This is a genomic window from Gilvimarinus sp. 1_MG-2023, assembly GCF_030548285.1.
This window is the reverse complement of sequence record NZ_JAUOSC010000016.1, coordinates 1-25,828: the sequence shown is the minus strand read 5'-3', so window position 1 is coordinate 25,828 and position 25,828 is coordinate 1. Positions and strand designations below refer to the sequence as shown.

The following is a 25,828-nucleotide window of genomic DNA, read 5'->3' as shown; positions in this document are numbered from 1 at the left end:
ATGTCGCAGCAAGATTTAAACAACAGCACTCTGGCTATGTTCTCGATACTGGTTATGTTGGCGCTGGCTTTTACTTGGTCGGGGCTAGGCATGATGACCGGGGTGATTGAGCCTGTGGCCAATATTGTTTGGGCTGAGCTGATCAGCGATATTCTCGCGACCCTCGCTACCTTCGCACTTTTGGCTATTTCGGCTTTTTTGCCTATCCGCCGTCATTTGGCGGTTGCGATGGTGTGCGCCAGCAGCCTACTGTTTTTAGGCGCCTGGCACGGGCTGACCCTGTCGCTGGTGAGCCACTTGCCCAGGGCCATGACGATTATCGGGGCGCTGACCTACCCGGCGGGAATGATTATTTTGGCCGCCAGTGTGTTTCATTTTGGCCGGGCCTACCGTCTGAGTCGGTTACTGTTGGGCAGCTATCGCAAAATTGAATACAGTTTGGCCACGCAAGATCAGCTAACCCAGCTGTTTAACCGCCGTTACTTTTACACCAGCGGGCCCGAGTTATTGCAGTCTTGCCAAAAGCACCAGCAACCTTGCGTGCTGATTATAATGACGATTCAGAACCTACCCGATATTAATCAAGCCCACGGGGTTAGTGCCGGGGATGCGGTGCTCAGCGAAATGGGTAACCTGTTGTACCAAAGCACGCGCCGCGTGGATTTGGCGGCGCGCTTAAGCGGGCGGCGCATTGCTATTTTTTTACCCGATACTCCACAGGCGAATGCCGACGACATTGCCGGGCGCGTACTTGGCTTGTGCCAAAAGCTCACCATCACCAAGGGCAATGGTGAGCGTATTGAGGTGGCGTTAACAATAGACCAGTGCGTCGTGCTGGCCGGCGATCATGAAGCCTGGGAGGATTTGGTCGAGCGCTGTTTAAGCTAGGGCACCTCTGGACAAGAGTGAAGTACCTCTGGCTTACAGCGCAACTCGCAATCTAGGCGCTACTTAGAAGGAATGTCTAGACCTTCCGAACAATAGCAACGACGAGTGCGGATTGCGCTTGAGGTCTCGCAGAGGCATTCCTCTTATTCAGAGGTGCCATAGGGCCACCTCAGAGCGGCCCTAGCCTTGCGCTAACGGTTGACGCGGCCGTCGATAAGTTCATCCACCACCGACGGGTCAGCCAGAGTGGAGGTGTCGCCCAGGGTATCGATCTCGTTGGCGGCAATCTTACGCAGAATACGGCGCATAATCTTACCTGAACGGGTTTTCGGCAAACTGGGTGCCCACTGGATAATATCCGGTTTGGCGATGGCACCAATCTCTTGCACGCACAGTTGAATAAGTGCTTTTTTCAGTTCGTCATCGGGCTCCACACCATCCATCGGGGTAACGTAGGCGTAAATACCCTGGCCTTTAATATCGTGCGGGTAACCGACAACCGCCGCTTCGGCAATATTGTCGTGCAACACCAGTGCGCTCTCAACTTCGGCGGTGCCCATGCGGTGGCCAGACACGTTGAGTACATCATCGACCCGGCCGGTAATCCAGAAGTAGCCGTCTTCGTCGCGGCGGGCTCCATCGCCGGTAAAGTAGTAGCCGGGGTAAGTGGAGTAGTAGGTGTCGATACAACGCTGGTGATCGCCATACACGCTGCGAATCTGGCTGGGCCAGCTGGCTTTAATGGCCAGGCTACCTTCGCCGGCACCTTCAACTTCGTTGCCCTCGGCATCGAGCAGTACCGGCTGTACGCCAAAGAATGGTTTGGTGCAGGAGCCGGGCTTAAGATCGGTAGCGCCGGGCAGCGGCGTCATCATGTGGGCGCCGGTTTCGGTCTGCCACCAGGTGTCCATAATCGGGCAGCGCTCGTCACCTACAACTTTGTGATACCACTCCCAGGCTTCCGGGTTAATGGGCTCGCCCACACTGCCCAAAATGCGTAAAGACTTGCGCGATGTTTTGGTTACATACTCATCGCCCGCGCCCATCAGTGCGCGTATGGCGGTGGGGGCAGTATAGAAACTGTTTACGCCGTGTTTGTCCACCACCTGCCAGCAGCGCGAGGCATCGGGATAGGTAGGCACACCTTCAAACATTAGAGTCGTCGCGCCGTTGGTGAGCGGGCCGTACACAATGTAGCTGTGGCCGGTTACCCAGCCCACATCGGCCGTGCACCAGTAGACGTCGCCTTCGCGCTGATCGAATACGTACTTGTGCGTCATGGCCGCTTGCAGCAGATAGCCGCCGGTGGTGTGCAATACGCCTTTGGGTTTACCGGTGGAGCCCGAGGTATAAAGAATAAACAGCGGGTCTTCGGCGTCCATCCACTCGGGCTCACACTCGGCGGAGACTTTTTCTACTGCGTCGCGATACCAAATATCGCGCGAGTCGTCCCAGGCGATATCGCCGGCGGTGCGCTTGACCACCAGGCAAGTGTGCACGCCGGGGCAGTTGGCCAGGGCTTTATCGGCATTGGCTTTGAGGGGCACAGTGCGGCCACCGCGCAGACCTTCATCGGCGGTAATAACCACCTGGCAGTCGGCGTCGAGGATTCGATCTTTCAACGCGTCCGGAGAGAAGCCGCCAAACACCACCGAGTGCACAGCACCAATACGGGCACAGGCGAGCATGGCGTAACTGGCCTCGGGAATCATCGGCATGTATAAGCAAACACGGTCGCCTTTTTTTACGCCGCGCTCGCGCAGCACGTTGGCCAGGCGGCTCACTTCTTCGTGCAATTCGCGGTAGGTAATCAGTTGATCTTCGGCGGGGTCGTCGCCCTCCCAGATGATGGCGACCTGATCGCCTCGGGTTGCCAGATGACGATCAATACAGTTAACGCTGACATTCAGCTTACCGCCTAAGAACCAGGCGACTTCGCCTTTTTTAAGGTCGGTTTTATTTACGGTGTGCCATTTTTCTTGCCAGTCGAGAAAGGATTCGGCTTGCTCGGCCCAAAATTGGTCGGGCTGCTCCACCGACTGGCGGTACATTTGTTCGTAGCGATCCGCGTCGATCGCTGCGGCCTTCTTAATCGCTTCGGGCACCGGATACACATGCTGCTCGGTCATATACATCATCTCCGCATTTATTGCTGTTATGGGGGGCCGCCCGGCACACGTTGGTTGCACCGAACTTTTATCTGTTTATATCCCAGTGCAGAAATCTTAACAGCGTTGGCGGGGTTTCGCCACAGACAACGTTGTCTATTGGGCAAAATATTGTCAGTAATTATTAAGGAGAAAAGAGAGGTGATTGACGGGACAAACCGGCTGGCTTATCCCGCGTGTGGCTTACCTTGATTACACCAATTGCATGGGGATGGTGTTAGTGGTGCGCTCAACCTTGTTGTGTTCATCCAGATACACCAAACGAGGCTGGTAGGCTTCCAGCTCTTGCGTGCTGTACTGGGCATAGGCACCGATAATAACCCGGTCCCCCACCTGCACCTTGCGGGCGGCAGCACCGTTCATGGAAATAGTGCCCGAGCCGCGCTCGGCGAGAATGACGTAGGTAGTGAAACGCTCGCCGTTGTTGACATTGTAGATGTCAATTTGCTCAAACTCGCGCAGGCCGGCAAGTTCGACCAGGTCGGCGTCTATCGCGCAGGAGCCGTCATACCACAGCTCGGCCTGAGTGACCGCCGCCATATGAAGTTTGCCTTTGAGCATGGTAGAGAGCATAAGCTCCTCCTTCGTTGTTTCTGGCTGTAGTGTGAATTACAGCATCGCCCGCAGTTTAGACTACTGTCAGGGATATATTATCTATCAAACGGGCCCCGTCGGTATACATGGCGCCCAAAATGGTAATCTCGGTGTCATCCACCGCGGCTGGTTTAAGGCTGCGGCTGTTGCAAATTTCCAGGTAATCCAGTGCGAAGCCCGCCCGTTCAATGCGGTGTGCGCCTTCTTCCTGCAGCACCAGAAAGTCTCGACGACCGCCTTTAATGGCATCGCCAATCCAGTTAAGGGTGCGGTTAAGCTCGGCCACACGGGGGCGTTCGTCATCGGTAATAAAACCGTTGCGCGAACTCAGGGCCAGGCCATCGCTCTCGCGGTAAATTTCGCTGGCGGTAATTTCAACCGGCATACATAAGTCTTCCACCATACGGCGAATAACAGCCAGCTGCTGATAGTCCTTAATGCCGAACACCGCTTCGTCCGGCTGAACAATGTTAAACAGTTTAGTGACCACGGTGGTCACACCCTCAAAGTGGCCGGGGCGGCTAGCGCCACAGAGCACATCCGTCATGGTGGGAACGATCACCCGAGTTTGCTCATCCATGCCGTTGGGGTACATCTCGCGCTCTTCCGGGCAGAACAGATAATCACAGCCAATGGCTTCTAGCTTGGCAGTGTCATCCGGCAGGGTGCGCGGGTATTTGTCCCAATCCTCGTTCAGGCCAAATTGCAGGCGATTGACAAAGATACTCGCCACCACAATATCGCAGGTTTGCTGAGCCTGCTTTACCAGGGCCAGATGCGCGTCGTGCAAATTCCCCATGGTGGGGACAAAGCCGATACGCTTACCTTCGCGCCCGGCGCGGGCCAGCTCTGCGCGCAGTGAAGCAATATGATGAAAAACGTGCATACCGCCCTCTTGGCTCGCGGATTTCTGGGGGCGGAATAATACACTTTTGCCGATAAATTGTACATTTTTACCGAAGCTTTAACCGCATTCAGGGCCGACACAGTCCAGTGCGCGAGCCATATAAAAACCGAGCCCACAAAAAGGAGGGCGGCACACCGCAGTGTGCCGCCCCAGGCTGCCGTGCAGCCAGTCACAATAACGCCTTAAAAAGGTAAGGTCGTTACTGCCCTCTTATTGCCAGCTGTTGCTCTGGCCACCACCTGCCTTGCGGTATTCTGACGCTGACAATTTGCCATCGCCATTTTCGTCGAGCGTATCAAAACGATCACCGCTCACGCCACTTGCTTGCGCTTCGCGCTCATCAATAGAACCATCGCGGTTTTTATCTGCCATGGTAAACGCTGAGCTAGTGGTTGCCCCCTGGCGCTCGGTTTCATCGGCAACAGCCGACATAACACCTAAAGACATCAGCAAAGAAACGGTTAATACAGATAAAGTTTTCATAGATATCACCTCATTAAAAATGATTGATTTCAAAAAAGTAGCAAAGCTACATAGGCAATGTTCCTATCGCGAAGAGCATGCCAAATCCGCAGAACCAATTTATTTCAATTCAGTGAGGAACTTCAAATAACCACAGTGATTACAATCACAAAGGCCGCGCATTAAAAATGAAAAAGTTCTAAAGCCTAGCGCTTATATTTATAACGTCTGTAAATTTTTCATAGCCTAATTTTTTACCATAACGAACAACCGCACCGTGTTAGTGCTTTAATGACACCCCATTCAACCTTAACTCGCTTTTATACTCTGAAAGCTTAATAAGTTTTCGTGTAATTATTTTTACTTTGAATTTTTTACAGAGCCCCGAACGAATTTAAATTTCTACGAGTAAATAATGGAAAATACACAGGCCAACAATATTGCCGCTCTTCTATTGTGCCAAGCTCGTCACAGAATAGAGGCTGGGGAATGGGAATAAAAAATACAGAAAGAAAAAAACGACGTGGTTACTGTGGTAATTTTTATTAATTTATAATCAATATGTAAGCAACGGTTAAATTCACATTACAAAAAACACTTATTCTTGCGGCAATCGCTCGATGGAATCGCCCACTGTTATTACCCCGCCTTCGACAATTTTGGCACACAACCCACCAAAACCATACATGGCAGCGGCACCGCCGGGGCCCAACACTTCATTCATGCGCGAACATGGGTGGCATAACGCGGCGGGCTCTAGAATCGCGCCACCGACTCTTACTCGCTGATGGCGCAACAGATTTAAATTGATGCCCGATACTAAAAGATTGCGACGCAGCCAAGCTGGTGAAATACTATCGCGGCCGGCAAAGCGACATATCATCTCGATAAACTCGACACTAATAATCGTTACCTGTCGACCAGAACCCGGCGTTTTAGTGCTGCGGTGGTCGCCCTCAAGTCCTAATTCGGCAAGAGCTACGACAGACCCAACCGAGCGCACATCACCACGGCGCTCGGTGCGCAAGCCAATCCACTCCAGACGCCCAGGCTTAAGATCTTGCGCCAGTCTATCGAGCAGTCGCGCTTGAGAGGGCCGACTTCCGCTTGGTTTGACGCTTCGGACTCGGTCTGACAATGTTGAATGGGTCATAGGTTTACCGTGCAAATAACACAAGCACAGCGCGGCGGATACATGGCCCAAGACACAATAAGATTTATTGAGGCTTAACTTCCAGCGGCTCTGCGCTGTTATCAAGAGACTGAACCGGCATCGCTGACTCGTGTATGTTCGCCTTTTTCATTAAAGGTTGATTACGTACGCACATTAACGCCTCCTGCATAAGCTGGCAACTACCAATATACAAGCTATCTGCGTGTTCATACTGACAACTATCATGGCGCTGATGGTCCTCACAGGCCTCTACCGAGGCTCGATGAGTATGGCCTTGATGCGCCAACGCCGGAGCGGTCAATACTATTGCCACCAGCAACACATTCAATTGACGTAGGGATGTAGAAAATATTTTAGTCATTATTACAACCTCGTTTCGACAATGTCACCTTGAGCACCGTGGTAACAACCAATAAACATATTTTCCCCGGGGCTGGCCGCATGGTAGTGATAACCACGCTCGGTATCGCTATGGCCTCGGCACTCGTCCAAACCCTCGGGCTCGAGGCCCAAGTCATCGGTCATGGCATAAATACCGTAGCCGTCGAGGGCGACACCAATCATGGCGGCGTGACCATCGCTTTCAGGCTCCGATTGCGCACAACCAATGGCAGCATGATAGTGATAACCTTCGGCTGGATTAATATGACCGCCACAATCATCAAATGCCGCAATGGTGTAGTTCGATAAAATTGCATCCACCGGTGCCGGACCTGCAAATACAACACCGTTAAGGCCAAGCCCAATATCAAACCCTAAACGTTCAGGGCTATTTAGCGCCACAGGCTGAGTAGGAATTAAAAAGGTTTGTTGCACTGGCCCACCGGTGTATTCAAGTTTGCACTCAACGCAATAGTTTTGATACGCGGGGTCGACGTTTGGCCTTGCTGCCGATTCGCAGGCAAGCTGAGTGTCGGTAATATTAATCAGCCCTGTCACCGAGTCGTATAGCATCCACTCACTGCCATAGAGTGTATCGAGGTTCATGATAAAGGCGCCGTCCAGCTCGTAAACTTCGCCACTACCATCAAACCAAATGCCGCCTTCACTGGCATCTGAGGTAATTGACGGCGGGCAGAAAGGGCCAATGTCGGCGTTGCTCGGCGCACCGTTAATGGTGACCTGATAGCAAGTACTGGCTGTGCCGTCGGACAGGGTGCAGTCGACCGTGCTGATGTCTTCGGCCAGGGCTCCATCGAGAAAGCGCTCCGGATCGATACCCTTTGAAATGGCCGCGGCGATAGAACTACTGCTGGCACTGCTCTGGCTGGACGAGCTATTAACGCTATCCGCACTGTCTGAGCCGCTACCGCAAGCGGTAGCGAGCAAGGTGACACAAACGAGCATAACAATCTGTATTAAATGCATTGGATAATTCCCGGTTGATAATCGTATTCAGTCATTTACCGAAAGGTAGCGGCTATAGGCTGAGAACTGTATTGGTGCAATATAAGGTTGTCGGCCTCAGGATTAAAAAAGACGGAACCGACAATGGTTTTAGCGCTATGTGTCCAATTTTCATGTTGATGACTGTTTAACGATACCGCTATTTGATTGACCCCAGGCTTGAGCCAATGCGCAGGAATATGAACATCTGTCGCGTATAGCCGTTGCTGTTTAACGCCATTAATAAAAAGGTGAGCATGTCCACTTAACCACTGATTATTCTGTGCACCGGCATTAGAAGGTGAGCCCATATTGTAATTTTGCAATTCAACATGAAGGTTCACGCCATCCATTGCGTCCCGTGCAAGAGCGATTTCAATTTTGGGGATTGGCATATTTTCTATATCGCGACTTTTATGGTCATGCACCTCAAGCTCTGCTGCTTGGGTGAATGATGCCAATAGCAATAACGCAATGCCTTTTAGCCAACTCATGATAAACCTCCGATTGTGATTGACTGTGTTCATCGAGGTGGTGCGCCTTCCGGTGGTGGCCCCATTACACCGGTACTGCACTGCGCCAATGAGTTATCGGCCAAGTCTCCGGCAAAACGATCACCCACTATGTAGGGAAATGCGGGAGTTAAAGTGCCCTCTTCATCGGTAACGGTAATGTGGTAGTGGTAGCCTCGCTCGGCATCATAGTGGCCGTTGTATTGATCGAGATACACACCACCTTGCGCCGTCAGAGTCTGATCCCAATAGAAGTCTTCTCTGTAATATCCCGCAGTCGCCACTAAAGAGTTGCCCGATAAAGTCGTGACAACAGTGTCAAAGTCAGGCCCGGCACTGACTATTTCTGTTCCCTGGCTAACATCGTATTGGTCAATTAACTGACAGCTGCGCGCCTCGTCTGCGCAACCTGTATCGGAATCGGCGGAGTAACCCCGCACAACCCACGCACTGACCGCCAGAGTATTGTCCGCCTGCCAGGGGCCGTAAATGGGATAACCGTCGGCGGCAAAACCGTAAAGCGGTGAGTGGCCATCAGCAGTGTCGCCTACCATATCGGCCAAACAAGAAGAATAGAAATGATGATGGTAATCACCCGATGCGGCATGCCCGCCGCAAATATCGACATCGTACTGTTCGGCCACCGGCGCCAAGGTATACCAGTCGCCCGTCTGGTTATAACTCATGCCATCGCCCCAGTTATAAATGGACGAGCCATTAACCCACAGCCCCACTTTGCCTAAGCCCGTTTCACACACCTCGGATGATGAGGTTGGCTCGATAGGCAAGTAGCCTTCACGCGTGTCTTGGGTGGGGCAATCGGGCCCTGGCGGCCAATACCCGTAGCCGGCGTTATTACCGCAGTTGGGGTTGCTGTTGTAGCCAATGTCCTGACCAAACTCGACCACATCGCCCACCTCGATGAAGGGCTCGCCTGCGGCAAAGTCGTTATCCAGTCGCGGCCTTTGTTGCAGTTGATTCAGTATTTCTTGACTGACAACTACACTGTAAGCCGGAATACCGTCAGAGGTGACCTTGGTGAAGCTGTCGCCGTTAACGTCAACCGTTTCCACAGCCTGCACATTCACCAACACCCCAAGACCCGTGTCGTCTTCCAGTATGTGCTTGGCTCGAACATTGTCGCTGTTGATAATCCAAACCGAAGAGTCGGCCTGATCTGTTGTGCCCGAATCTGACAGGGGATTAACGCTAACGCTGATGGTGGCCGTCGCACTGTCAGAGCCGTCACTGGCCGTTAAAGTAAAGGCGAACTCGGTCACTTCATCCACCGAAGGAGCGGTAAAACTTAAATCGGTGAGATCGATTTGCGCCAGCTCAATGCTCGCTCCGCCGGTTTGGCTCCACGCCAGAGTTAGCTCGTCGCCATCGGCATCACTCACACTGGCCGAGAGAGTAACACCAGCACCAGCGTTAGCCGTGGCTTGTTCGGCCAGAGTGATGACAGGCGAGCTGTTAACACTGCCTGTGGCATCTAATTCCGAGTCGGTATCGACTGCATCGGTACTGGAACCACCGCACGCAGACAGACAAACGGCCATTGTAAATGCGCTCAGGAAAAGGCGAAGGTGTTGAGAAAGCATGATAGAGCCCCAAGGTGTATTCGAGGCTTACCATGGTACGAGGCAATTGTGCAGATACTACGCAGAAACAATGAGTATTTGGTGCAGTGTACTACTCAAGTTTATAGCCGACCCCGTAAACGGAGTGCAGAAGGTTATTCTCGGCCTGTGCTTGATTGAGTTTAGTGCGAACGTTTTTCATATGACTGTCGATGGTTCTATCGCTGACAATCCGAGAGTCATCGTAGGCATTTTTCATTAATGACTCGCGCGACAAAACAACACCCGGCCGCCGCACCAGAGCCGTTAATAACCGAAACTCCACCGGCGTAAGGTCCAGAGGGGCCTCCCCAAGCTTGCAGACGAACCGGTTGGTATCAATCTGAAGATTTTTATAACTCAAGACATCGACTTGTTGCTGTGTTGTTTTTTGCATGCGGCGCAAAATAACTTTTACCCGGGTAACGACTTCGCGTGGTGAAAAAGGTTTGCAAATATAGTCATCGGCGCCAATGTTTAAGCCCGTTAAACGATCAATTTCATCCACCCGTGCGGTCAGCATTAAAATAGGCACATCTGAAAAGGCCCGGACTTCTTCGCAAATCGTCAGCCCGCTTTTATGCGGCAGCATCAGATCGAGTATCACCGCCTGAGGCCTACTCGCTTTAATAGCTTCACTGGCATGAAGGCCGTCACTAACGATTTGTGTTTTAAAGCCTTCGAGCTGAAAAAAATCCACCAATATTTGGGCAATTTTTGGCTCGTCTTCAACAATAACAACTAAGGGTTCAGTGTTCATCTCGCCCCACTCTGCGTTTGTTTAGCCTTATGCTGACCTTTAACCCGCCCAGCTCAGACGCTGCGGCACTGATCTCGCCCCGGTGAGCATCGACAATAGAGCGGCAAATACTAAGCCCCAAGCCCGCCCCCGTCGCGTGTCTTTGGCGGGAGTAGTCCTGGCGGTGCAAAGGGGCAAAAAGCTGCTCAAAGTTATCTAACTCTGCCCCGGGGGCGGAGTCCTCAAGCACTAAATAAACCTCGGACTGGTCTTGCCGCACAGTCAGCCTGACGGTGCCCGGCGCATCGGTATATAGACAGGAGTTAGCCGTTAAATTCAGTAACAATTGCTTAAACCTAAGCGGGTCAACTTCGGCCCAGAGGTTTGGCTCACCACGATATTCAAACTTCAGCTGGTCGTTTGCCGCGCGCTCGGTAAACGATGGCACCAACGATTCTATCAACTCACTGAGATTTAGATGCTCGAACTGGTAGCGCAAAGCGCCTATGTCGGTCAGGGATATTTGGTATAAATCATCCACCAAATGGTTGAGCAAATCTATTTCGTGCGCAAAAGACTTCAACTGCTGTTGATCAAAGGGGCGTATGCCCGCCTGCAATGTTTCTATTTCGCCCTTTAAAATGGTCAGGGGCGTGCGTAATTCGTGAGAAATGTTGGCAAACCAACGCTGATTGGCGGTACGGTCTGCCCGTAAAATACGCCCTAACTCGCTGATATTAAGCATTAGCTCACCCAACTCATCTCTGCGCGTATCGGGCAGAGATGTTTCGTAGTCACCCTTAGAAAGCTCACCGACGGCATGCAAAACAGACTTAACCGGCTTCAATAGACGCCGGGCAACAAACCACGAAATTATACCCGCCAAGGCCAGACTCAGCAGTGCGATAAACAAACTGGCCATTAGCTGCTTACGGGAAAACTCACTGGCGGATGAGAAAGCGCCTGGCGCTTCTGGCCAACTGCGCAGCTCGCCAACCTTAGCCTCGTTATAAAAGACGGGCACCACCACACTGCCGGCATTCGCTTGCTCTGGCACATGCCCCATTAACCAGTTGCCATCGGCGTCGTATAGCGCTGTCGGCGGTGTTGTTTCATGCGCGGGCTTGCGCCCGGCCAGTGGCGGCGGATGCCGCTCGCCCCGAACACCGCGGCGCGGGTGAATGGGCAGAGTCGCTCGCCCACTCAAGCGGTTAAACGTCAACCCCTCCCAGCTTGCATCGTTGCGGTCATACTCGCGCTCCAGATCCTGCCCCAACACGGTCAGGCGCTCCCGCTCTAACTCATTGATAAAGTCGAGAAAGCCCTGCTGAAAGCTCCATCTAGCCAGCGCAACGTTGGCTAAAATAACGCAGCTGATTACGGCTAAGAAAGTGAGGAAAAGTTTGGCGGTAATTTTCATGGGTTAAGTATAACGAAACGCCACGACAAGACGAGCGTTATCCGTAAACTGACCTACTTGTCTGTATTTTTTGCGCAGAATCTGCACATTTTGCCGTTATTGTTACTGGGTGCTTGCCAATCAGAACACCGAGTGGCGTTATGAATTTGTATTTTATGAGATTAAAACTATGTTGAAAAAAATCGCTGTATGTTTAGGAACTCTTGCCCTACTAGCCACCACAGTTGCCAGCGCAGCCCCTGGCCAAGGCCGGGGTAAACCACCACAAGAAGCCTTCGATGCCTGTATAGATAAAGTTGAGGGCGATAGCGTACAAATCGAGACGCCACACGGTGATACCCTGGAAGCAATTTGCAAAGAGATGGAAGATGGACTGGTTGGCGTGCCCGCCGACAGACCTGAGCGCCGATAGTAAGCGCCAAGACTTGTTAATACGAGGCTTGCCAGTGCAGCGCCTAATCACCTACCGTTAACCATGACAGCCCTTCAAATATTCGCCCATAAAAAGGCTTTCTTCGGAAAGCCTTTTTTCAACCAGGCAACAACACGCGCTGTTACTGCGAGAATCAAACCTGCCCGAGCGCATAAGGCCCTGGCTGAAGCGCCAAGTAAACGATAGGGAGTGTCAAACTGGCCTGAGGATGGACAGCATTGCCCCTACAACATCCATAGCCCATGCTGAGCGACCAAGACTTTATTAGTAAACGGGCAATATTTTTTACCAATACCACACGATTAGCGTTCACCCATTCGTCTATACTGTAAACCTCAACTCAACCAACGTGAGGATTTTTACATGGCGTATATAGATGGAATGGTCGCTGCTGTACCGGACGAAAACCGAGAGATATTCATAGAGCACGCCAAGGATATGGCCGCCGTTTTTAAGGAAAATGGCGCCATAGAAGTTGTCGATGCCTGGGGTGATGAAGTGCCCGACGGAAGTGTCACGTCTTTCCCCATGGCTGTTGATAAAAAACCGGGCGAGACCGTGGTTTTTTCCTGGATTATGTGGCCCTCAAAAGAAGTGCGCGATGCCGGCTGGCAATCCTCGATGGAGGACCCACGCATGCACCCGGACAGCAACCCCATGCCCTTCGATGGCAAGCGGCTAATCTACGGCGGCTTCACCCTTGTGGCAAAGACATAGACTAAAAGAGTTTTTTGAAATGGAAGATTCAAAACAGAAAATTGCGTTATTTATTGATGCAGACAATGCCCCTGCGGCCAAATTTGAAGATGTACTGAGTGAAGTTGCCAAGTACGGCGTAGTGACTATACGCAAAGCTTACGGCAACTGGAAAAAGTCGTCTCTCAAGGCATGGGAGGAACTTCTTCACGAATACGCTATTCAGCCCATTCAACAATACGACCTATCGAAAGGAAAAAATGCCTCTGATATTGCACTGGTCATAGATGCCATGGACGTCATGTACACCAAAGATATTGACGTTATGTGTTTCGTCTCATCCGATAGCGACTTTACCCCGATGGTGACCCGCGCTCTTGCCGAAGGTAAGGTTGTACTGGGTTTTGGTGAGCGAAAAACTCCAACGCCTTTTGTTAACGCATGCTCCAAATTTTTATTCTTAGACAGAGACCCAAGCCCTCACGAAAAATCGCAAGATCAACCCAAGAATATTAAATCTGATACAAAGCTTATCAACTTACTGCGCCAGGCCATAGAAGCGACCGAAGAGGACAATGGCTGGGCGGCCCTCGGCCCCCTCGGATCGCACATCTCCAACAAAACATCATTCGACACCCGCAACTACGGCTATAAGAACCTCAGCAGTTTAATTAAGGCCATTGACCTATTTGAGCTAAAACGTGGGTCTGGTAATTTATACTTGGTAAGAGATGTTAGAAAGAAAAAGAGTTGAAGGGGCGCAAGTAGTTAAACTTTCAGAAACTTAATAAAAAAGGCCTTCGTTTGAAGGCCTTTTTTACATCTGAATAATTCAGCTTAGTGATTATTCAGTGATATTGTGCTTAGCCGCCACTTCGCGGAATGATTTCTGGAAAATCTCTAAGCCTTCTTTCAGAATGTCATCTTCAATGGTAAGCGCCACAAAGATTTTGTTTACCTGACCGGTCGCACCGCAGGTTTCTGAAATCAGTTTATTTTCAAACGCTTGAGCGGAGACTTCACTGGCAAAATCGGGGTGATCGGTTTCAATACCCAACACCAAACCGCGGCCACGTACATCTTTCACTAATTTAGGGAACTCTTTTTGCAACGCGTAGAGCGCCTCAAAAATAATCTCAGACTTGCGTTTCACTTCATGCGTTAACTTATCGTCTGACCAGTATTTATCAATCAGCTCTTTCGCCGCCACAAACGCCAGCGAGTTACCGCGAAACGTACCGGTGTGCTCGCCCGGCGACCAAGCATCCACCTCGGGCTTAATCAACAGAACGGCCATGGGGTTACCACCACCGATGGACTTTGACAAACACACCATGTCGGGCTCAATGCACGCCTCTTCAAAGCTGAAGAATTTACCGGTGCGGCCGTTACCGACCTGAATATCATCGATGATTAGCAACATATCAAACTCTTTACAAAGAGCCGCTAAACGCTGCAACCAATCTTTGGAGGCGACATTCAAGCCACCTTCACCCTGTACGGTTTCGATCATCACGGCGGCGGGCAATTCCAGGCCGGAGCCGCTGTCTTCCAGGAAGCGACGAAACACATGCAGTGTGTCGATATCGTCACCCAAGAAGCCGTCGAACGGCATAAACGAAATCGCACCGCGAGCGCCGTAAGAGTCGTCGCGATAGGCTTCGTTACCAGTGGCGGAAAGAGCGCCCATGGTGTGGCCATGGTAAGCGTTGGTGAAGGCAACAAGGTTAGGGCGGCCTTTAACCTGGCGCGCCAGCTTCATGGCCGCCTCGGTACAGTTGGTGCCCGTAGGGCCGGTAAACTGCATTTTATAGTTGTAATTGCGCGGCTCTAGAATTTTCTCGACAAACGAAGTCATAAATTCTTGTTTTGCCACAGTGGCTTTATCTAAGCCGTGAGCGATACGACGATCCTGCAAATACTGGATTTGCGCATCCACCGCCACATCAGGGTTGTGCCCATAGTTAAGCGTGCCAGCACCGGCGAAAAAGTCGATGTAGCGCTGCCCTTCGTTATCAAAAATCTCAGAGCCTACGGCTTTATCAAAGACCTTCGGAAAAGAGCGAATATAACCGCGTACTTCTGACTCGTGATCGTTAAAAATATCCATTATATACCTTTTGGGTTAAATGAGATGGGTGAGGCGTGCATCGCGCAGCTCGTAAATTAGAAGAGTAGGAAGCAAAAGCTGATAAGACCAGAGTACTGGGTAGGGTCGTACTTACAGGCAGGGTCACTGAGCTGCCCCACATTCGAAGCGGCCCCAAAACAATACATATGCCTATCAATTTACCTGAAAGCCAGGTCACTGCTATTGCCCCATTATGCAATCGTGAGAATATTTAAGCTGGCAAATACCTTGCCAGGCGCCGTATACGGCGACAAAGCGCTGCTGTTACAGTACTAAAGCAGGCCAATTTAGAAGATATATCATACCTTTACCGGCCCCAGCGCACAAGGATCGCCATGGCGCCCACTCCTCATGAGTGGGCGAAATAATTATTATAAGCTAGAGTATAAGCCGCAGTGTTTAATATGGATTTTTCACCTTACTTCTCTAAAAGTAAGGTATATGAGCGAATTAAGCCAAGAACTGAAGAGATTGGATTGATTGAAATAACCGTCCACCCATCATTATTCAGTTATGCAATTTTAGAATTTAACTCACTGATACTTGGCTGACTGCTCCAAAATGACATTTTTTTAAAAATGTACCACCTTTTGCATAAAAATTTCCTTTCGTTACACAAGCCTAACCCACAACGTTAACGGTTGAATGAGATTCACAACAACTCCGAAATCGACCGCTGCTCCTTAAAGCATTATCTTAATTCAGGTTTGATGATATCAGAATTCATAACTCAAGATCTGACCACATTTCTCCCTTCGGGGCGAACCATATAGGACCCCACCTCCCTTGCTCCCGTTATTGAAGATAACCGCACCTGATACAACATCCATGGTAAAAAACGAAAGCTGTTTAAGCCTGCTCGCAGGTGTGATCCGGCCGTGGTATTAGATCGATATATCCAACGGTTGATCTCGGTTTATACTTGAGCACCAGTATTTTCGTCCATGTCTACCCCTAACCTTAGGGGTTAAGTTGTTGGAGCTCACAATTTATATTGTTTGCGATCCTTGCCTTTCTCGTGATTATGCGAGCCAACCAATTTTAATACCGGAGAATAGACATGATAACTTTTACTGCCGCCAGAGATGAAAACCTTATCCGACGATTCGGGGGGCCTGCAATGCTAGCCTCAGTTATTTTATTAAGCGCATGTGGAGGCGGCTCTGGGGGGAGTGATGGTCCGAGTGGTGCGGCGAGTTCGTCATCCACTCCTTCGGTGGATGGTTCAGGCACCAGCTCAAGTGTCAGCGACGATACACCCATTCTTGTTAACTCTCCTGAGGCACTATCAAAAGCTATTGATTTTGAAGGAGCCGCCCGTATGGGTTACTCAATTCCAGCGCCCAGTGGAGCCAGTGGCGGTGTGCTTGATGTAAGCCAAGAGCTTTCAGTGACTGCTGGCGGAACCAGTCAGCTATCAATTAGACCCTCTCTGGAAGAAGGCTATTATGTCCATGCGTATATGATTCAGCTGGACGGTGTAGAAGAGACTTTTATAATACCAGCTGACTCTCAGGGTAAACCCGTGTTTTCGTCATCAACTCTTTTGGCGGCATCAGATTTGCCAGGAAAAGTTGAGAGCCACACTCAGAAAAGCAATACAACTCAAGAAGCCGCTGTTGCCGATGGTCTAACTCGTCGGCTCGATGATGTACAACTAAATTGCTCTGGTCGTACTTCTATTAACTTTGAATTGTCGGATTATTCTGCATCAGCCCAAGTCCAAGCTTACGTACAGCCAGAGCCTTCGGCCTGGACAATGGATTTCGAAACTTTTAAGGAGGGGATGTCGGTACCGCTAGATTACTTCAATATGGATTATTCCAGCTGGACACAGCCAGCTGAGGTTGAGATTAAAGCCGTTGATGTTGGTACGGGTGAGTTACAGGTGACTCTGGCTTGGGACACCAGCGCCGATGTGGATTTACACTTAGAGGAGCCAGGTGGGCATACTATTCATTACCTAAGTCCCAACTCTAACAATGGCGATGGTTATCTGGATATAGATGATGTTGATGGCTATGGGCCGGAAAATATTTTCTATGATATCAATATTCCAAGTGGCGATTATACCATTAAGGTACATTTATTCTCTGGTCCCGTCTACGGCGAGTCAATCACTTCGTACACCGTGACCCTAAAACAAAATGGCACTGTGAACACCTATACCGGCACCCTCAACTCGTGGGGCGAAGTGGATATTATTACCAGTTTTACTGTCAATGGGACCGGCGCGACCAGCGGCCAAAGTTCGGGTGGCGGTGCAACAGGTAGCAGTAATACCGATACTGCCGGAAGCGGCTCTGATTATTACAACTCTGGCAATAACACTTCAGGCCAAAATGGCGGAAATAATAACGGCCCCAATACGGATTATGAGTTGGGCGCTTGCGGTGTTAAGCAGTACGGCTTTCTCGACATTTGCTATACCAACTACCCAGCCGTTGCGTGTGAATTGCTGGCAGATGAAATGGCTGGCCTGGCTGACGTGATCACATATCAGCAAGCAAGCTGTGGTTCTGGCTACAATTGCGATGTTAACATCCTTACTTTTGACGGCGAAAACTTGCCCAGTGCTTGTTTGGAATAATCACAACTTCAAGTATCGCCACGATAGTGAGAACTGTCGTGGCGAATTCATATTAAGCTGCTCCTGACTAGCCCTACGAATCAATGAGAAAACATTGGGACCAGACCTTACATTTTACACCTTGACGTGAAATGTAGGGCCTGACCCTCATCTACTTCAATTAATCCAATTCTAATTTTCTGGCGACAACCAAGTCATTTATTAATTTTTTGTCAATATTCCAATCATTAGGAACTTGAAACAAATTCTTTTTAACAACATACCCTTGGCTTTCGAGCTCTTCCTTAAAATTTTCGATCACCTCAGCACTCCATGGAGCAAGAGCAAGATGGTTTTTTAGTGCCGACACCCCGAACACATAATCATCACCCTTATAAACCTGAGGCACATTCCAAGCCAGCTTGCAATTTAAATCAGGAAAGCTTTCGATAATAAAGTTAATAACCTCTCTAAGAGTTTTCCCTTGTTTAGCATCTAGTGAACTTAAATAATCTTCAACTGAACTAAACTTCTTTGAAATCATACTATCACCTTCTTACAAAGAGTTTCCCAGCGCCACGGATCACACGCGGCTTTGCAACAATCAGAATATTGGAAAGTCGATTAAAGATCTCGGCATTTAAATGCAACATATATCATCTGATCACAAAACTTGCGCTGGTTGAAAAATATTTTTCATTCAGGGTGTTTCATGCACTGAAACCACACCCCCTGTTTTAGGGTTTTTGACCAACACTCTAACTGGCCGAAATCCTTTTTCATTCCTTAAACATGAAATATACATTCTGTTCACATCTTCAATTTTCTTGATTGATTCTGGCAGTGATTTCGAATTTGCATACTCATCAAGATGACTCACATATTCACTGAAAGACTCCCGAGCCTGATTATTTTTTATGTTGGCAGTAGTGCTTGCACCACTTGCAGGCTCATTTATATCCCGCTTCTCCTCCATTCGTTTTTTAATATATTCAAACCTATGCTTTGACCATATAGACAACAACTCATCTCGATCTGTCAATAGATCACCATTAACTAAAATGCCACGGCCAAACGTTTCTGACTCGCACTCCCTGCTTGCCTTCACGTACGCCGGATGGTTACTACTTACATCACCATACTCTTCACTAAACTGAATCACTTCTATACTATTTTTTACCGGCGAAGATGGCTGTATATTTGACGAACACCCATAAACACAGATGGGAATAAATAAAATCATTACTTTTTTCAACATCATCACCCCGACCTCAGTCTTAGTAATTCACTCGTCGCGATAGACACCTTCTTAGAAAAAGTGGCCGCTGATCAATGATTATGAATTTAGACGATAAGCGAATCTCATCTGACCCCACTTTCTATTTTTTCTAGAAATTATACGAATTCAACGCCCGCAACACCGGGTAATTTGGAGCGCAGCGGAAAATTTCTCCGAGTGCTTGCGCTTGTTATATCACTTCAAAGACTGCCATACTTGATTAAGATTTTTCTGCTTTAGCTTCTAGGCTGTTTGAGGAACAAGGGGGGCTTGCGAACGTGAAAATTGATACTCTACCCACAACGCATAAGCTTTCATTATATCTTGACAGTCATGAACCAAATAATCGCGACACTTATTTTCAATCTTTTCGCTATCAACTTGAAAAATATGGTAGCCATGCCAAAGTTTAATAAAGTCCATAGAAAAAATCATGAAGATAAAAGAGACAATAACCTTTGCTGCTGTTTGCATATCTTTCGTGTCGTTTAAATATTGAATGCTATAGAAAACTGCTATTAATGAAATCGTGCCTATACAAATAGCTATAGCCATGTAAATCCTTGACGATACTTGTGAAAGATGTTTGGACCACCAGGATGATTCAAGCGTGTTTTTTATTGATTGTTCAACGCCAACCTCAGTATTAGCAAAGTACGTACCTGAATATGCATTTCCGTTTTCAACAAGCTCTCTTTCCTTGTTCGACAGAAGTGGCAAAACATCAATGTATTTTGTTATTGGGAGGCCTAACGATTCATTAAGCTCTAGTTCTCCTTGAAATGATTCCCATATTTGTCGAGCCTTATTATAGCTCCAAGATGTAATTTCCATTACAACATAAAGAACGATTAGAATTGGCGCCGAGTAATTACCTAGCAATTCAGAAAATATGGCAAGAATCCCAAATACAAAGAAGAGAAATTTTAAAATCATGATTCCTAAAAATCTATTCTGTGATTTAGACCTATATAGCCAGTCAAGGTTTCTCATTTTTAGCGAGTCAGGATTTGTAATTTTTTATTGCCATGAATTTTATGATATTTTCAATTCTGTTAAATTTTTCAGCAGTAGTGTGGCCGTCCCATGCTTGCTCAACTATTGGCCACTCCGTCTGTAGCTCGTTAGACGGTATGTGCCAAGAAAGTTGCCCAAAGTCTGTGTTTATATATAATATCTTCCAGTCAATACTCTCATCTACCACCTCTACTTTCCAGCCTTTTTCTTCACCCAGAACAGCTAGAAGTTGAACAACCAAGTTTCTTTCTTTGTATAATTTACTAGTCAATATCAATCTCTTTAATGGGTGAAAAATCTTTTGGATTAATACCTAAAGAGATTAATCCTTTATATATAAATTGGTAAATCAATTTATCTGGGATGCAACTACTACTAAAAGGTAGCTGAATATAGTTTAAGATATGTAACACATCATCCCTATGTTTCTTATGAAAGGTTTGATTCTTTATTTGGTCTAATGCGGCCTCAACTTTGGTTGCAACAAACAACACGGAATTCATTACTATTACATGGCTTGATAATTGAATATATGGCTTAATGTCAAATGCCAGCTTGAACCAATTATTTTTGTAGCCCAATATCTCTGCATTACTTGGAATAATGTCGACCTTTACGCCTCGGAAATCAACACAGACTAATTGATTGCTATAAGTAGTACTAGGGAATACCTCATCGATATCAAGAATTAGGCTGACGATTTTTTATATGAGCTGAGTGTTTCTGATCTAACTATGAGATCAATATCTGTGCTCCTTAATGCTGAGCACGAAACCTCATCATAGAAAAGCATTGCTCCGCTGCCAGCAATACACATATCACCGATTCCAGCCACTTGAAATTTTTCTGCCAAGCCCGCAATTATTACTTTATTCATGAATGCTATCTACATGGATTAGATATAACAGCTTATTAATGTGCGAGTTGAAAAATGCGCCTGGCAACCTATCTCTCCTAGAATAGCTTTAGAAATCATTTACAACTCTTTATTTAGCCTAGAATTTTTATTAAGTTGGCGCATTATTCCGAGTTTAAAGGTGAGCCGGCTTTCTTTACAATTATCAAAGACAATTTAAAAGCGTTCTATAACTGAATTGAGATACTGGCTAGATAGTTATTCATGTATGCCAGATAAACGCAGAAAAACAGAAGGGACAAGTGCCCGCACACCACTCCCGATGCACTTATTTACCTCACCTTCCAACTGGCTAGCCTACTGATTTGTGGTGATCTGTCAGAACATCATCAAACCTGTAAAACACTTGAGGAAAATAGTGCCATGGGATTGTCAGTTTGGCAACAGGCATGGCTGAAGTCGGAGGTCGGACGTCTGACGCAAAAACAAAACCCGCTACGAAGTCCCCTCCCCCCATACCACTGAGCCGAATGGAGGTTGATTTTAGTGGGTAAGCAAACAGGAGGTTTGCGCAAGTATCGCTAGGGCAAGGACAAGGTGAATTGCGAAGCAAGAGAGGGCGGCCTGAGCCGAGGCCTGTCGATACGGCCCACTAAAATCAACCGGAATGAGGGCACCCGGATAGCTACATGGATGTAGTGTATTAGAGCAACGCAGGGGCGGTTGCCGAGGGCCAGTTGCCGGGGTGAGTTTCTTGGCTACTTCTTTGCTCACCAAAGAAGTAGCTCGCCCGCCGGGCGAAATCCGGCACATACTCAGTAGCGACCGTTACTTTTTGCAGAAAATTTTACTCAATTATCAGGCCGAAATATTAAACCTAGATGCCCTCTGTCGCCGGGCAGGCGAATTCCTTCTTGTGACGCGACAAGAAGGAATCAAGAAACGCGCCCCGATGATTGGGCCCTGCGGGCTACCTTCGCTACAGCCAATGCTAGCGGTCGGCCTAAATCGCCCGCCCGGCGAAAGAGGGCAAAATAGAAAAGAAAGGCTGATGTCTGACGTCAGAAAAAACACCAAGTTAAAAAATTCGCACAAGTTCGCGTCAGACCTCAGACATCCAGCGTCCAGCGTCCAGCGTCCAGCGTCCAGCGTATCAATAATCATCCTGCTGCGAAAAATACTCCGGCGCCAAATTATCAAACCGGGTGTATTTACCCACAAACGCGGCGCGTACGGTACCCACCTCACCATTACGCTGCTTGCCCACAATCAGTTCCGCCACGCCTTTTTCGGCGCTGTCTTCGTTGTAGTACTCGTCGCGATAGATGAACAAGATGATATCCGCATCCTGCTCGATGGCACCGGATTCACGCAAGTCGGAGTTCATGGGGCGTTTGTTGGGTCGCTGCTCCACACTCCGGTTGAGCTGCGACAGAGCGATAACGGGGCAGTCGAACTCTTTGGCCAAGGCTTTTAGTGCGCGGGAGATTTCGGAGATTTCCTGCGTGCGGCCCTCGTTGGAGCCTGCCACCTGCATCAATTGCAGGTAATCGACCATGATCATGCCGGGGTTGCCGTGCTCGCGGGCAATACGACGGGTGCGGGCGCGCATTTCTTGCGGCGTCAGGCCTGGGGTGTCATCGATAAACAGGGGTTTATCTTTTAATTTACTCACCGCCACCGACAGTTTAGGCCAATCTTCTTCGGTGAGCTTGCCGTTGCGCATATGACCTTGATCGATACGCCCTACCGAGGACATCATCCGCATCACCAACGCGGCCGAGGGCATTTCCATACTGAATACCAGCACCGGGCGCTCTTGGCTGAAGATGGCGGACTCGACAAAGTTCAGTGCCAGTGCGGTTTTCCCCATTGAGGGACGAGCGGCAAGAATAACCAGCTCCCCAGCCTGCCAGCCGGAGGTTTTACCGTCCAGATCGGCAAGGCCGGTGGGCACACCGGTAACATCATCGCCGGAGCGGAACAGTTCGTCGATCCGCTCAACGGTTTCTTTTAGTAGACCATTTACCTCGCGCAAGCCACCTTCTTTGGGGCGGTCTTCGGCGATTTGTGCCACGCGTTTTTCGGCCAGTTGCAGCAGGTCGTCCGAGTCGAGCCCGGCGGGGTTGTAGCTGGACTGGCTAATCTCTTGCGCGGCGACGATCAGTTGGCGCAGAGTGGAGCGTTCGCGCACGATGCGGGCGTAGGCGGTAATATTCTCGGCGCTCGGCGTGTTGGCGGCCAGCTCTACCAGGTAGCCCAAGCCGCCGGCACGCTCTAGCTCGCCGTGGCGCTCCAGCGCTTCGGACAGGGTGACGGCATCGAGCGGCTGGGCGTCTTCTTGCAGCTCGACCATCATGCGCAAGATCAGCTTGTGATCCTCGCGGTAGAAATCTATTTCAGAGGCAATTTCCAGCACGGCATCGAGCCGGCTGTTGTCCAGCATTAATCCGCCCAGTACAGCTTGCTCGGCCTCGACCGAGGAAGGTAACTTAGCGCCAGCGCTGCCGGATTCAGACTCCGGGTATTGGGACAAGGCCTCTGAAGACATATTCACTCTCTTTAAGTTTTCACCGGGCAAAAAAAAACGGGCACCCGACGCGCCGATAACTCGGCTGTCGATAGTGCCCGATTTTTACTGTTTTGTCAGCGGGTGTAAACGCTAATCCGGTGTCGCAGGTTTATAAGCCTGCGATGCGGCGCTATTTACTCGGCAACAACAGACAGTTTAACGGTCGCAATGATGTCGGCGTGAACCTGCACATCGATGTCGAACTCGCCTACTTCGCGAATCACACCTTCTGGCAGACGCACTTCAGACTTGCTCACTTCAACGCCAGCGGCGGTGATAACGTCAGCAATATCACGAGTACCGATAGAACCGAACAGCTTACCTTCGTCGCCAGCGTTGGCTTCGATTGTAACAGCCACTTCGGCCAGTTTGTCAGCGCGCACTTGTGCTTCGGCTTTTTTCGCTTCAGCGGCGGCTTCCAGGTCAGCGCGACGCGCTTCAAATTCAGCAACGTTTGCTTCAGTTGCTGGGATAGCTTTGCCGTGCGGTACCAGGAAGTTGCGGCCAAAACCGGACTTCACAGTCACTTTGTCGCCAATGGCGCCAAGCTTACCCACTTTCTCGAGCAGAATAACTTCCATCTCGTAAACCCTCTAGTTTCAATTTTGCCTGCGGTGGTTAGGGCTTGGCCTTAACTCGTCCGCGAAAATCCAACCACGTGTCGCTAAATGCGACGACGACCAACAGTATTTTTAACGGCTGCACCAATAACAATGCACAGTAAAACAACACCAACCAGTGCACGGCCAAAGATCGCTGCTTTGCCACCGAGTGCACCAGTGCAATACCGGCAAACAACAGTGGCTGGGCAAAAACCCAAACCCATACGCTCATGCTTCCCGCTTGCCAGTAGCAGTAGGCGACAGCCAAAAGGCATACCGTCGACGCTAATGGCGGCAGTCGCAACGCCCGAAACTCTTCACCGAAGCCTCCGGGGTTGTACAGCAAGGCCTGCCACCAACGCCCCAGCAATAAACTCAGTATGCAACTGAGTGTGCCTAAGGCGGCGAGCCAGCCCAACACTAAGGTTAGGTCCGACTCGGGCAGTGCCAGTGGCTGACTCGCTTGCTCGCGCACACTGTCGAGCAGTACTTTACCCAACTCCATCATGTCGCTGATAAAGTTAGGCGCCAACTTAACGAGCAGCAATACACCGAGCGTATTGCACGCCACCAAGCCCATTAATGCATGGGGCCAAGTGGCCTTGGTGCGCAGTAATATTGCGACCAGATAGACGCAAATAGCACCTATAAGGGCCAGTACTGCGCTTGTTTGTCCCACCACCATGTAGCCAATCGGTGGCAGCAGAGCCCAGAGCAGAATTAACAGGCCATCGGCCATTCCGCGTCTGAGCGTTACCAGGGCAACGGCTGCCGGGCTTACCAGAGGAATCCAGTGCCCAATCAGTGCTACCGCTGCAGCCTGTGTGCGGCCTCGCATAATAAATTCAGCCAGAGCACGCACAATAACTGTCTCTTAGTCGTGGCTGTCCGTGTATGGCAACAGAGCCAAGTAACGGGCGCGTTTAACAGCGGTAGACAACTGACGCTGATATTTAGCTTTTGTACCTGTGATGCGGCTAGGTACGATTTTGCCGGTTTCAGTAACGTAGGCTTTCAAGGTGTCCAGATCTTTGTAATCGATCTGCTTGGTGCCTTCAGCGGTGAAACGGCAGAACTTGCGGCGACGAAAAAAACGAGCCATGGATTATTCTCCCTCTTTCTCAGTGGTCTGCTCTTCTGCTTTTTCTTCTGAAGCTTCTTCAGATTTTTCAGCAGGCTTTTCAGACTCTTCACGACGCGGGGCACGTGGAGCCTTACGCTCACGGCTTTCTTTATCGGCTTTCGCAATTGGAGACTCTTCGGTAACAGCCTCGTCAGTACGGATAACCATGTTGCGCAGTACAGCGTCGTTGTAACGGAAGTTGGTCGTTAATTCTTCCAGGGCTTCTTCGCTACACTCAACGTTCAGCAGAACGTAGTGTGCTTTGTGAATCTTGTTGATGGGGTAAGCCAGTTGACGACGGCCCCAATCTTCCAGACGGTGCACCTGACCACCACCGTTGGTAACGGTTGCGGTGTAGCGCTCGATCATGCCTGGCACTTGTTCGCTCTGATCCGGGTGGACCATAAATACGATTTCGTAATGACGCATTAATAGCTCCTTACGGGTTAAAGTCTTCCGCCCTTGCGCGGTAAGACAAGGAGTGGCAAGCCCAAGGGGCAGCCGGTTTCACCTGCACCGACATAGGGTACAGGGGCGCGGTATTCTAGAGAGTTTAGGGGGGGAGTGCAAGGTTATTTTTTGGACAGTAAGTCAGACGCTGGATGCTGGATGCTGGATGCTGGATGCTGGATGCTGGATGCTGGATGCTGGATGCTGGATGCTGGATGCTGGATGCTGGAT

Annotated in this window: 27 protein-coding genes; 5 read left to right on the top strand and 22 right to left on the bottom strand. The window is 49.6% G+C overall.

The features are described from left to right. Positions 1–888, top strand: a complete 888-nt coding sequence (locus Q4563_RS14460) for a diguanylate cyclase domain-containing protein (protein ID WP_303604947.1) — start codon at positions 1–3, stop codon at positions 886–888. Positions 889–1,079: 191 nt separating this feature from the next. On the opposite strand, the gene acs is transcribed toward Q4563_RS14460, so the two are convergent. From acs to Q4563_RS14405, 11 genes are all read right to left on the bottom strand, one after another. Continuing rightward, positions 1,080–3,017, bottom strand: a complete 1,938-nt coding sequence (gene acs, locus Q4563_RS14455; protein WP_303604946.1) for an acetate--CoA ligase — start codon at positions 3,015–3,017, stop codon at positions 1,080–1,082. A gap of 231 nt (positions 3,018–3,248) precedes the next feature. Further along, complete coding sequence (gene panD / locus Q4563_RS14450) at positions 3,249–3,629, bottom strand: aspartate 1-decarboxylase (RefSeq protein ID WP_215975895.1); 381 nt, start codon at positions 3,627–3,629, stop codon at positions 3,249–3,251. A gap of 55 nt (positions 3,630–3,684) precedes the next feature. Continuing rightward, on the bottom strand, positions 3,685–4,536 hold the full coding sequence (gene panC, locus Q4563_RS14445; RefSeq protein ID WP_303604945.1) for a pantoate--beta-alanine ligase: 852 nt from the start codon (positions 4,534–4,536) through the stop codon (positions 3,685–3,687). A 231-nt stretch (positions 4,537–4,767) separates the two neighbouring features. After that, positions 4,768–5,040 (bottom strand): hypothetical protein, encoded by a 273-nt coding sequence (locus tag Q4563_RS14440; RefSeq protein WP_215975897.1) that lies wholly within the window; start codon positions 5,038–5,040, stop codon positions 4,768–4,770. 577 nt (positions 5,041–5,617) lie between these two features. Beyond that, complete coding sequence (locus tag Q4563_RS14435) at positions 5,618–6,172, bottom strand: MOSC domain-containing protein (protein WP_303604944.1); 555 nt, start codon at positions 6,170–6,172, stop codon at positions 5,618–5,620. Positions 6,173–6,236: 64 nt separating this feature from the next. Beyond that, positions 6,237–6,554 (bottom strand): hypothetical protein, encoded by a 318-nt coding sequence (locus Q4563_RS14430; protein ID WP_215975899.1) that lies wholly within the window; start codon positions 6,552–6,554, stop codon positions 6,237–6,239. Between the two features lie 2 nt (positions 6,555–6,556). Beyond that, positions 6,557–7,561, bottom strand: a complete 1,005-nt coding sequence (locus tag Q4563_RS14425; protein ID WP_303604943.1) for a YHYH protein — start codon at positions 7,559–7,561, stop codon at positions 6,557–6,559. Positions 7,562–7,596: 35 nt separating this feature from the next. Continuing rightward, positions 7,597–8,106 carry a hypothetical protein gene (locus tag Q4563_RS14420; RefSeq protein WP_303604942.1) on the bottom strand — a complete coding sequence of 170 codons (510 nt, stop codon included), beginning with the start codon at positions 8,104–8,106 and terminating at the stop codon, positions 7,597–7,599. Then, positions 8,103–9,650, bottom strand: coding sequence for a YHYH protein (locus Q4563_RS14415; protein WP_303604941.1), 1,548 nt, complete (start codon positions 9,648–9,650; stop codon positions 8,103–8,105). Before Q4563_RS14415 ends, Q4563_RS14420 begins: the two co-directional genes overlap by 4 nt. Positions 9,651–9,783: 133 nt before the next feature. After that, entirely contained in the window at positions 9,784–10,470 is a 687-nt protein-coding gene (locus tag Q4563_RS14410; protein ID WP_303604940.1) for a response regulator, read from the bottom strand. Further along, positions 10,460–11,869, bottom strand: a complete 1,410-nt coding sequence (locus Q4563_RS14405) for an ATP-binding protein (RefSeq protein WP_303604939.1) — start codon at positions 11,867–11,869, stop codon at positions 10,460–10,462. Before Q4563_RS14405 ends, Q4563_RS14410 begins: the two co-directional genes overlap by 11 nt. A gap of 169 nt (positions 11,870–12,038) precedes the next feature. Here Q4563_RS14405 and Q4563_RS14400 point away from each other — a divergent pair, with 169 nt between their 5' ends. The 3 genes from Q4563_RS14400 to Q4563_RS14390 all read left to right on the top strand — a co-directional run bounded on the left by Q4563_RS14400 (position 12,039) and on the right by Q4563_RS14390 (position 13,752). Beyond that, the gene (locus Q4563_RS14400; RefSeq protein ID WP_215975905.1) at positions 12,039–12,281 is read left to right on the top strand and encodes a hypothetical protein; all 243 of its coding nucleotides are present in this window, start codon (positions 12,039–12,041) and stop codon (positions 12,279–12,281) included. A 384-nt stretch (positions 12,282–12,665) separates the two neighbouring features. Continuing rightward, entirely contained in the window at positions 12,666–13,019 is a 354-nt protein-coding gene (locus Q4563_RS14395; RefSeq protein WP_215975906.1) for a DUF1428 domain-containing protein, read from the top strand. Positions 13,020–13,038: 19 nt separating this feature from the next. Beyond that, positions 13,039–13,752 carry an NYN domain-containing protein gene (locus tag Q4563_RS14390; RefSeq protein WP_303604938.1) on the top strand — a complete coding sequence of 238 codons (714 nt, stop codon included), beginning with the start codon at positions 13,039–13,041 and terminating at the stop codon, positions 13,750–13,752. A 90-nt stretch (positions 13,753–13,842) separates the two neighbouring features. Here Q4563_RS14390 and ectB read toward each other — a convergent pair whose 3' ends face one another. Beyond that, the gene (gene ectB / locus Q4563_RS14385; RefSeq protein ID WP_303604937.1) at positions 13,843–15,108 is read right to left on the bottom strand and encodes a diaminobutyrate--2-oxoglutarate transaminase; all 1,266 of its coding nucleotides are present in this window, start codon (positions 15,106–15,108) and stop codon (positions 13,843–13,845) included. Between the two features lie 1,081 nt (positions 15,109–16,189). On the opposite strand from ectB, the gene Q4563_RS14380 reads away from it, so the two are divergent. Beyond that, on the top strand, positions 16,190–17,719 hold the full coding sequence (locus Q4563_RS14380) for a YfaP family protein (protein ID WP_303604936.1): 1,530 nt from the start codon (positions 16,190–16,192) through the stop codon (positions 17,717–17,719). Positions 17,720–17,879: 160 nt separating this feature from the next. Here the strand turns inward: Q4563_RS14380 and Q4563_RS14375 are convergent, their stop codons facing one another. From Q4563_RS14375 to rpsF, 10 genes are all read right to left on the bottom strand, one after another. Continuing rightward, a complete protein-coding gene (locus tag Q4563_RS14375; RefSeq protein WP_303604935.1) occupies positions 17,880–18,242 on the bottom strand; it encodes an iron chaperone in 363 nt (120 codons plus the stop codon). Positions 18,243–18,398: 156 nt separating this feature from the next. Then, positions 18,399–18,959 (bottom strand): hypothetical protein, encoded by a 561-nt coding sequence (locus Q4563_RS14370; RefSeq protein ID WP_303604934.1) that lies wholly within the window; start codon positions 18,957–18,959, stop codon positions 18,399–18,401. A 261-nt stretch (positions 18,960–19,220) separates the two neighbouring features. Then, positions 19,221–19,913, bottom strand: a complete 693-nt coding sequence (locus Q4563_RS14365) for a hypothetical protein (RefSeq protein ID WP_303604933.1) — start codon at positions 19,911–19,913, stop codon at positions 19,221–19,223. A gap of 67 nt (positions 19,914–19,980) precedes the next feature. Further along, positions 19,981–20,265 carry a hypothetical protein gene (locus tag Q4563_RS14360; RefSeq protein WP_303604932.1) on the bottom strand — a complete coding sequence of 95 codons (285 nt, stop codon included), beginning with the start codon at positions 20,263–20,265 and terminating at the stop codon, positions 19,981–19,983. 417 nt (positions 20,266–20,682) lie between these two features. After that, positions 20,683–20,871 carry a hypothetical protein gene (locus tag Q4563_RS14355; RefSeq protein ID WP_303604931.1) on the bottom strand — a complete coding sequence of 63 codons (189 nt, stop codon included), beginning with the start codon at positions 20,869–20,871 and terminating at the stop codon, positions 20,683–20,685. Between the two features lie 1,132 nt (positions 20,872–22,003). Continuing rightward, positions 22,004–23,401, bottom strand: coding sequence for a replicative DNA helicase (gene dnaB, locus Q4563_RS14350; protein WP_303604930.1), 1,398 nt, complete (start codon positions 23,399–23,401; stop codon positions 22,004–22,006). Positions 23,402–23,556: 155 nt separating this feature from the next. Then, positions 23,557–24,003 (bottom strand): 50S ribosomal protein L9, encoded by a 447-nt coding sequence (gene rplI / locus Q4563_RS14345; RefSeq protein ID WP_215976151.1) that lies wholly within the window; start codon positions 24,001–24,003, stop codon positions 23,557–23,559. Between the two features lie 37 nt (positions 24,004–24,040). Beyond that, complete coding sequence (locus Q4563_RS14340) at positions 24,041–24,886, bottom strand: hypothetical protein (RefSeq protein WP_303604929.1); 846 nt, start codon at positions 24,884–24,886, stop codon at positions 24,041–24,043. A 12-nt stretch (positions 24,887–24,898) separates the two neighbouring features. Continuing rightward, entirely contained in the window at positions 24,899–25,126 is a 228-nt protein-coding gene (gene rpsR / locus Q4563_RS14335) for a 30S ribosomal protein S18 (protein ID WP_215976153.1), read from the bottom strand. Between the two features lie 3 nt (positions 25,127–25,129). After that, positions 25,130–25,576: a 30S ribosomal protein S6 gene (gene rpsF, locus Q4563_RS14330; protein ID WP_215976154.1), complete on the bottom strand. Its 447-nt coding sequence runs from the start codon at positions 25,574–25,576 to the stop codon at positions 25,130–25,132. Positions 25,577–25,828: the final 252 nt, after the last annotated feature.

Coding starts and splice junctions, on each gene's coding strand:
- panC (WP_303604945.1), bottom strand. CDS start 4,536: ATGCACGTTTTTCATCATATTGCTTCACTGCGCGCAGAGCTGGCCCGC.
- ectB (WP_303604937.1), bottom strand. CDS start 15,108: ATGGATATTTTTAACGATCACGAGTCAGAAGTACGCGGTTATATTCGC.
- Q4563_RS14415 (WP_303604941.1), bottom strand. CDS start 9,650: ATGGCCGTTTGTCTGTCTGCGTGCGGTGGTTCCAGTACCGATGCAGTC.
- Q4563_RS14355 (WP_303604931.1), bottom strand. CDS start 20,871: ATGAATAAAGTAATAATTGCGGGCTTGGCAGAAAAATTTCAAGTGGCT.
- Q4563_RS14370 (WP_303604934.1), bottom strand. CDS start 18,959: ATGATGTTGAAAAAAGTAATGATTTTATTTATTCCCATCTGTGTTTAT.
- Q4563_RS14435 (WP_303604944.1), bottom strand. CDS start 6,172: ATGACCCATTCAACATTGTCAGACCGAGTCCGAAGCGTCAAACCAAGC.
- Q4563_RS14405 (WP_303604939.1), bottom strand. CDS start 11,869: ATGAAAATTACCGCCAAACTTTTCCTCACTTTCTTAGCCGTAATCAGC.
- Q4563_RS14410 (WP_303604940.1), bottom strand. CDS start 10,470: ATGAACACTGAACCCTTAGTTGTTATTGTTGAAGACGAGCCAAAAATT.
- Q4563_RS14395 (WP_215975906.1), top strand. CDS start 12,666: ATGGCGTATATAGATGGAATGGTCGCTGCTGTACCGGACGAAAACCGA.
- Q4563_RS14365 (WP_303604933.1), bottom strand. CDS start 19,913: ATGATTTTAAAATTTCTCTTCTTTGTATTTGGGATTCTTGCCATATTT.
- Q4563_RS14400 (WP_215975905.1), top strand. CDS start 12,039: ATGTTGAAAAAAATCGCTGTATGTTTAGGAACTCTTGCCCTACTAGCC.
- acs (WP_303604946.1), bottom strand. CDS start 3,017: ATGACCGAGCAGCATGTGTATCCGGTGCCCGAAGCGATTAAGAAGGCC.
- Q4563_RS14420 (WP_303604942.1), bottom strand. CDS start 8,106: ATGAACACAGTCAATCACAATCGGAGGTTTATCATGAGTTGGCTAAAA.
- Q4563_RS14380 (WP_303604936.1), top strand. CDS start 16,190: ATGATAACTTTTACTGCCGCCAGAGATGAAAACCTTATCCGACGATTC.
- Q4563_RS14460 (WP_303604947.1), top strand. CDS start 1: ATGTCGCAGCAAGATTTAAACAACAGCACTCTGGCTATGTTCTCGATA.
- rplI (WP_215976151.1), bottom strand. CDS start 24,003: ATGGAAGTTATTCTGCTCGAGAAAGTGGGTAAGCTTGGCGCCATTGGC.
- Q4563_RS14390 (WP_303604938.1), top strand. CDS start 13,039: ATGGAAGATTCAAAACAGAAAATTGCGTTATTTATTGATGCAGACAAT.
- Q4563_RS14425 (WP_303604943.1), bottom strand. CDS start 7,561: ATGCATTTAATACAGATTGTTATGCTCGTTTGTGTCACCTTGCTCGCT.
- panD (WP_215975895.1), bottom strand. CDS start 3,629: ATGCTCTCTACCATGCTCAAAGGCAAACTTCATATGGCGGCGGTCACT.
- dnaB (WP_303604930.1), bottom strand. CDS start 23,401: ATGTCTTCAGAGGCCTTGTCCCAATACCCGGAGTCTGAATCCGGCAGC.
- Q4563_RS14440 (WP_215975897.1), bottom strand. CDS start 5,040: ATGAAAACTTTATCTGTATTAACCGTTTCTTTGCTGATGTCTTTAGGT.
- Q4563_RS14430 (WP_215975899.1), bottom strand. CDS start 6,554: ATGACTAAAATATTTTCTACATCCCTACGTCAATTGAATGTGTTGCTG.
- rpsF (WP_215976154.1), bottom strand. CDS start 25,576: ATGCGTCATTACGAAATCGTATTTATGGTCCACCCGGATCAGAGCGAA.
- Q4563_RS14375 (WP_303604935.1), bottom strand. CDS start 18,242: ATGATTTCAAAGAAGTTTAGTTCAGTTGAAGATTATTTAAGTTCACTA.
- rpsR (WP_215976153.1), bottom strand. CDS start 25,126: ATGGCTCGTTTTTTTCGTCGCCGCAAGTTCTGCCGTTTCACCGCTGAA.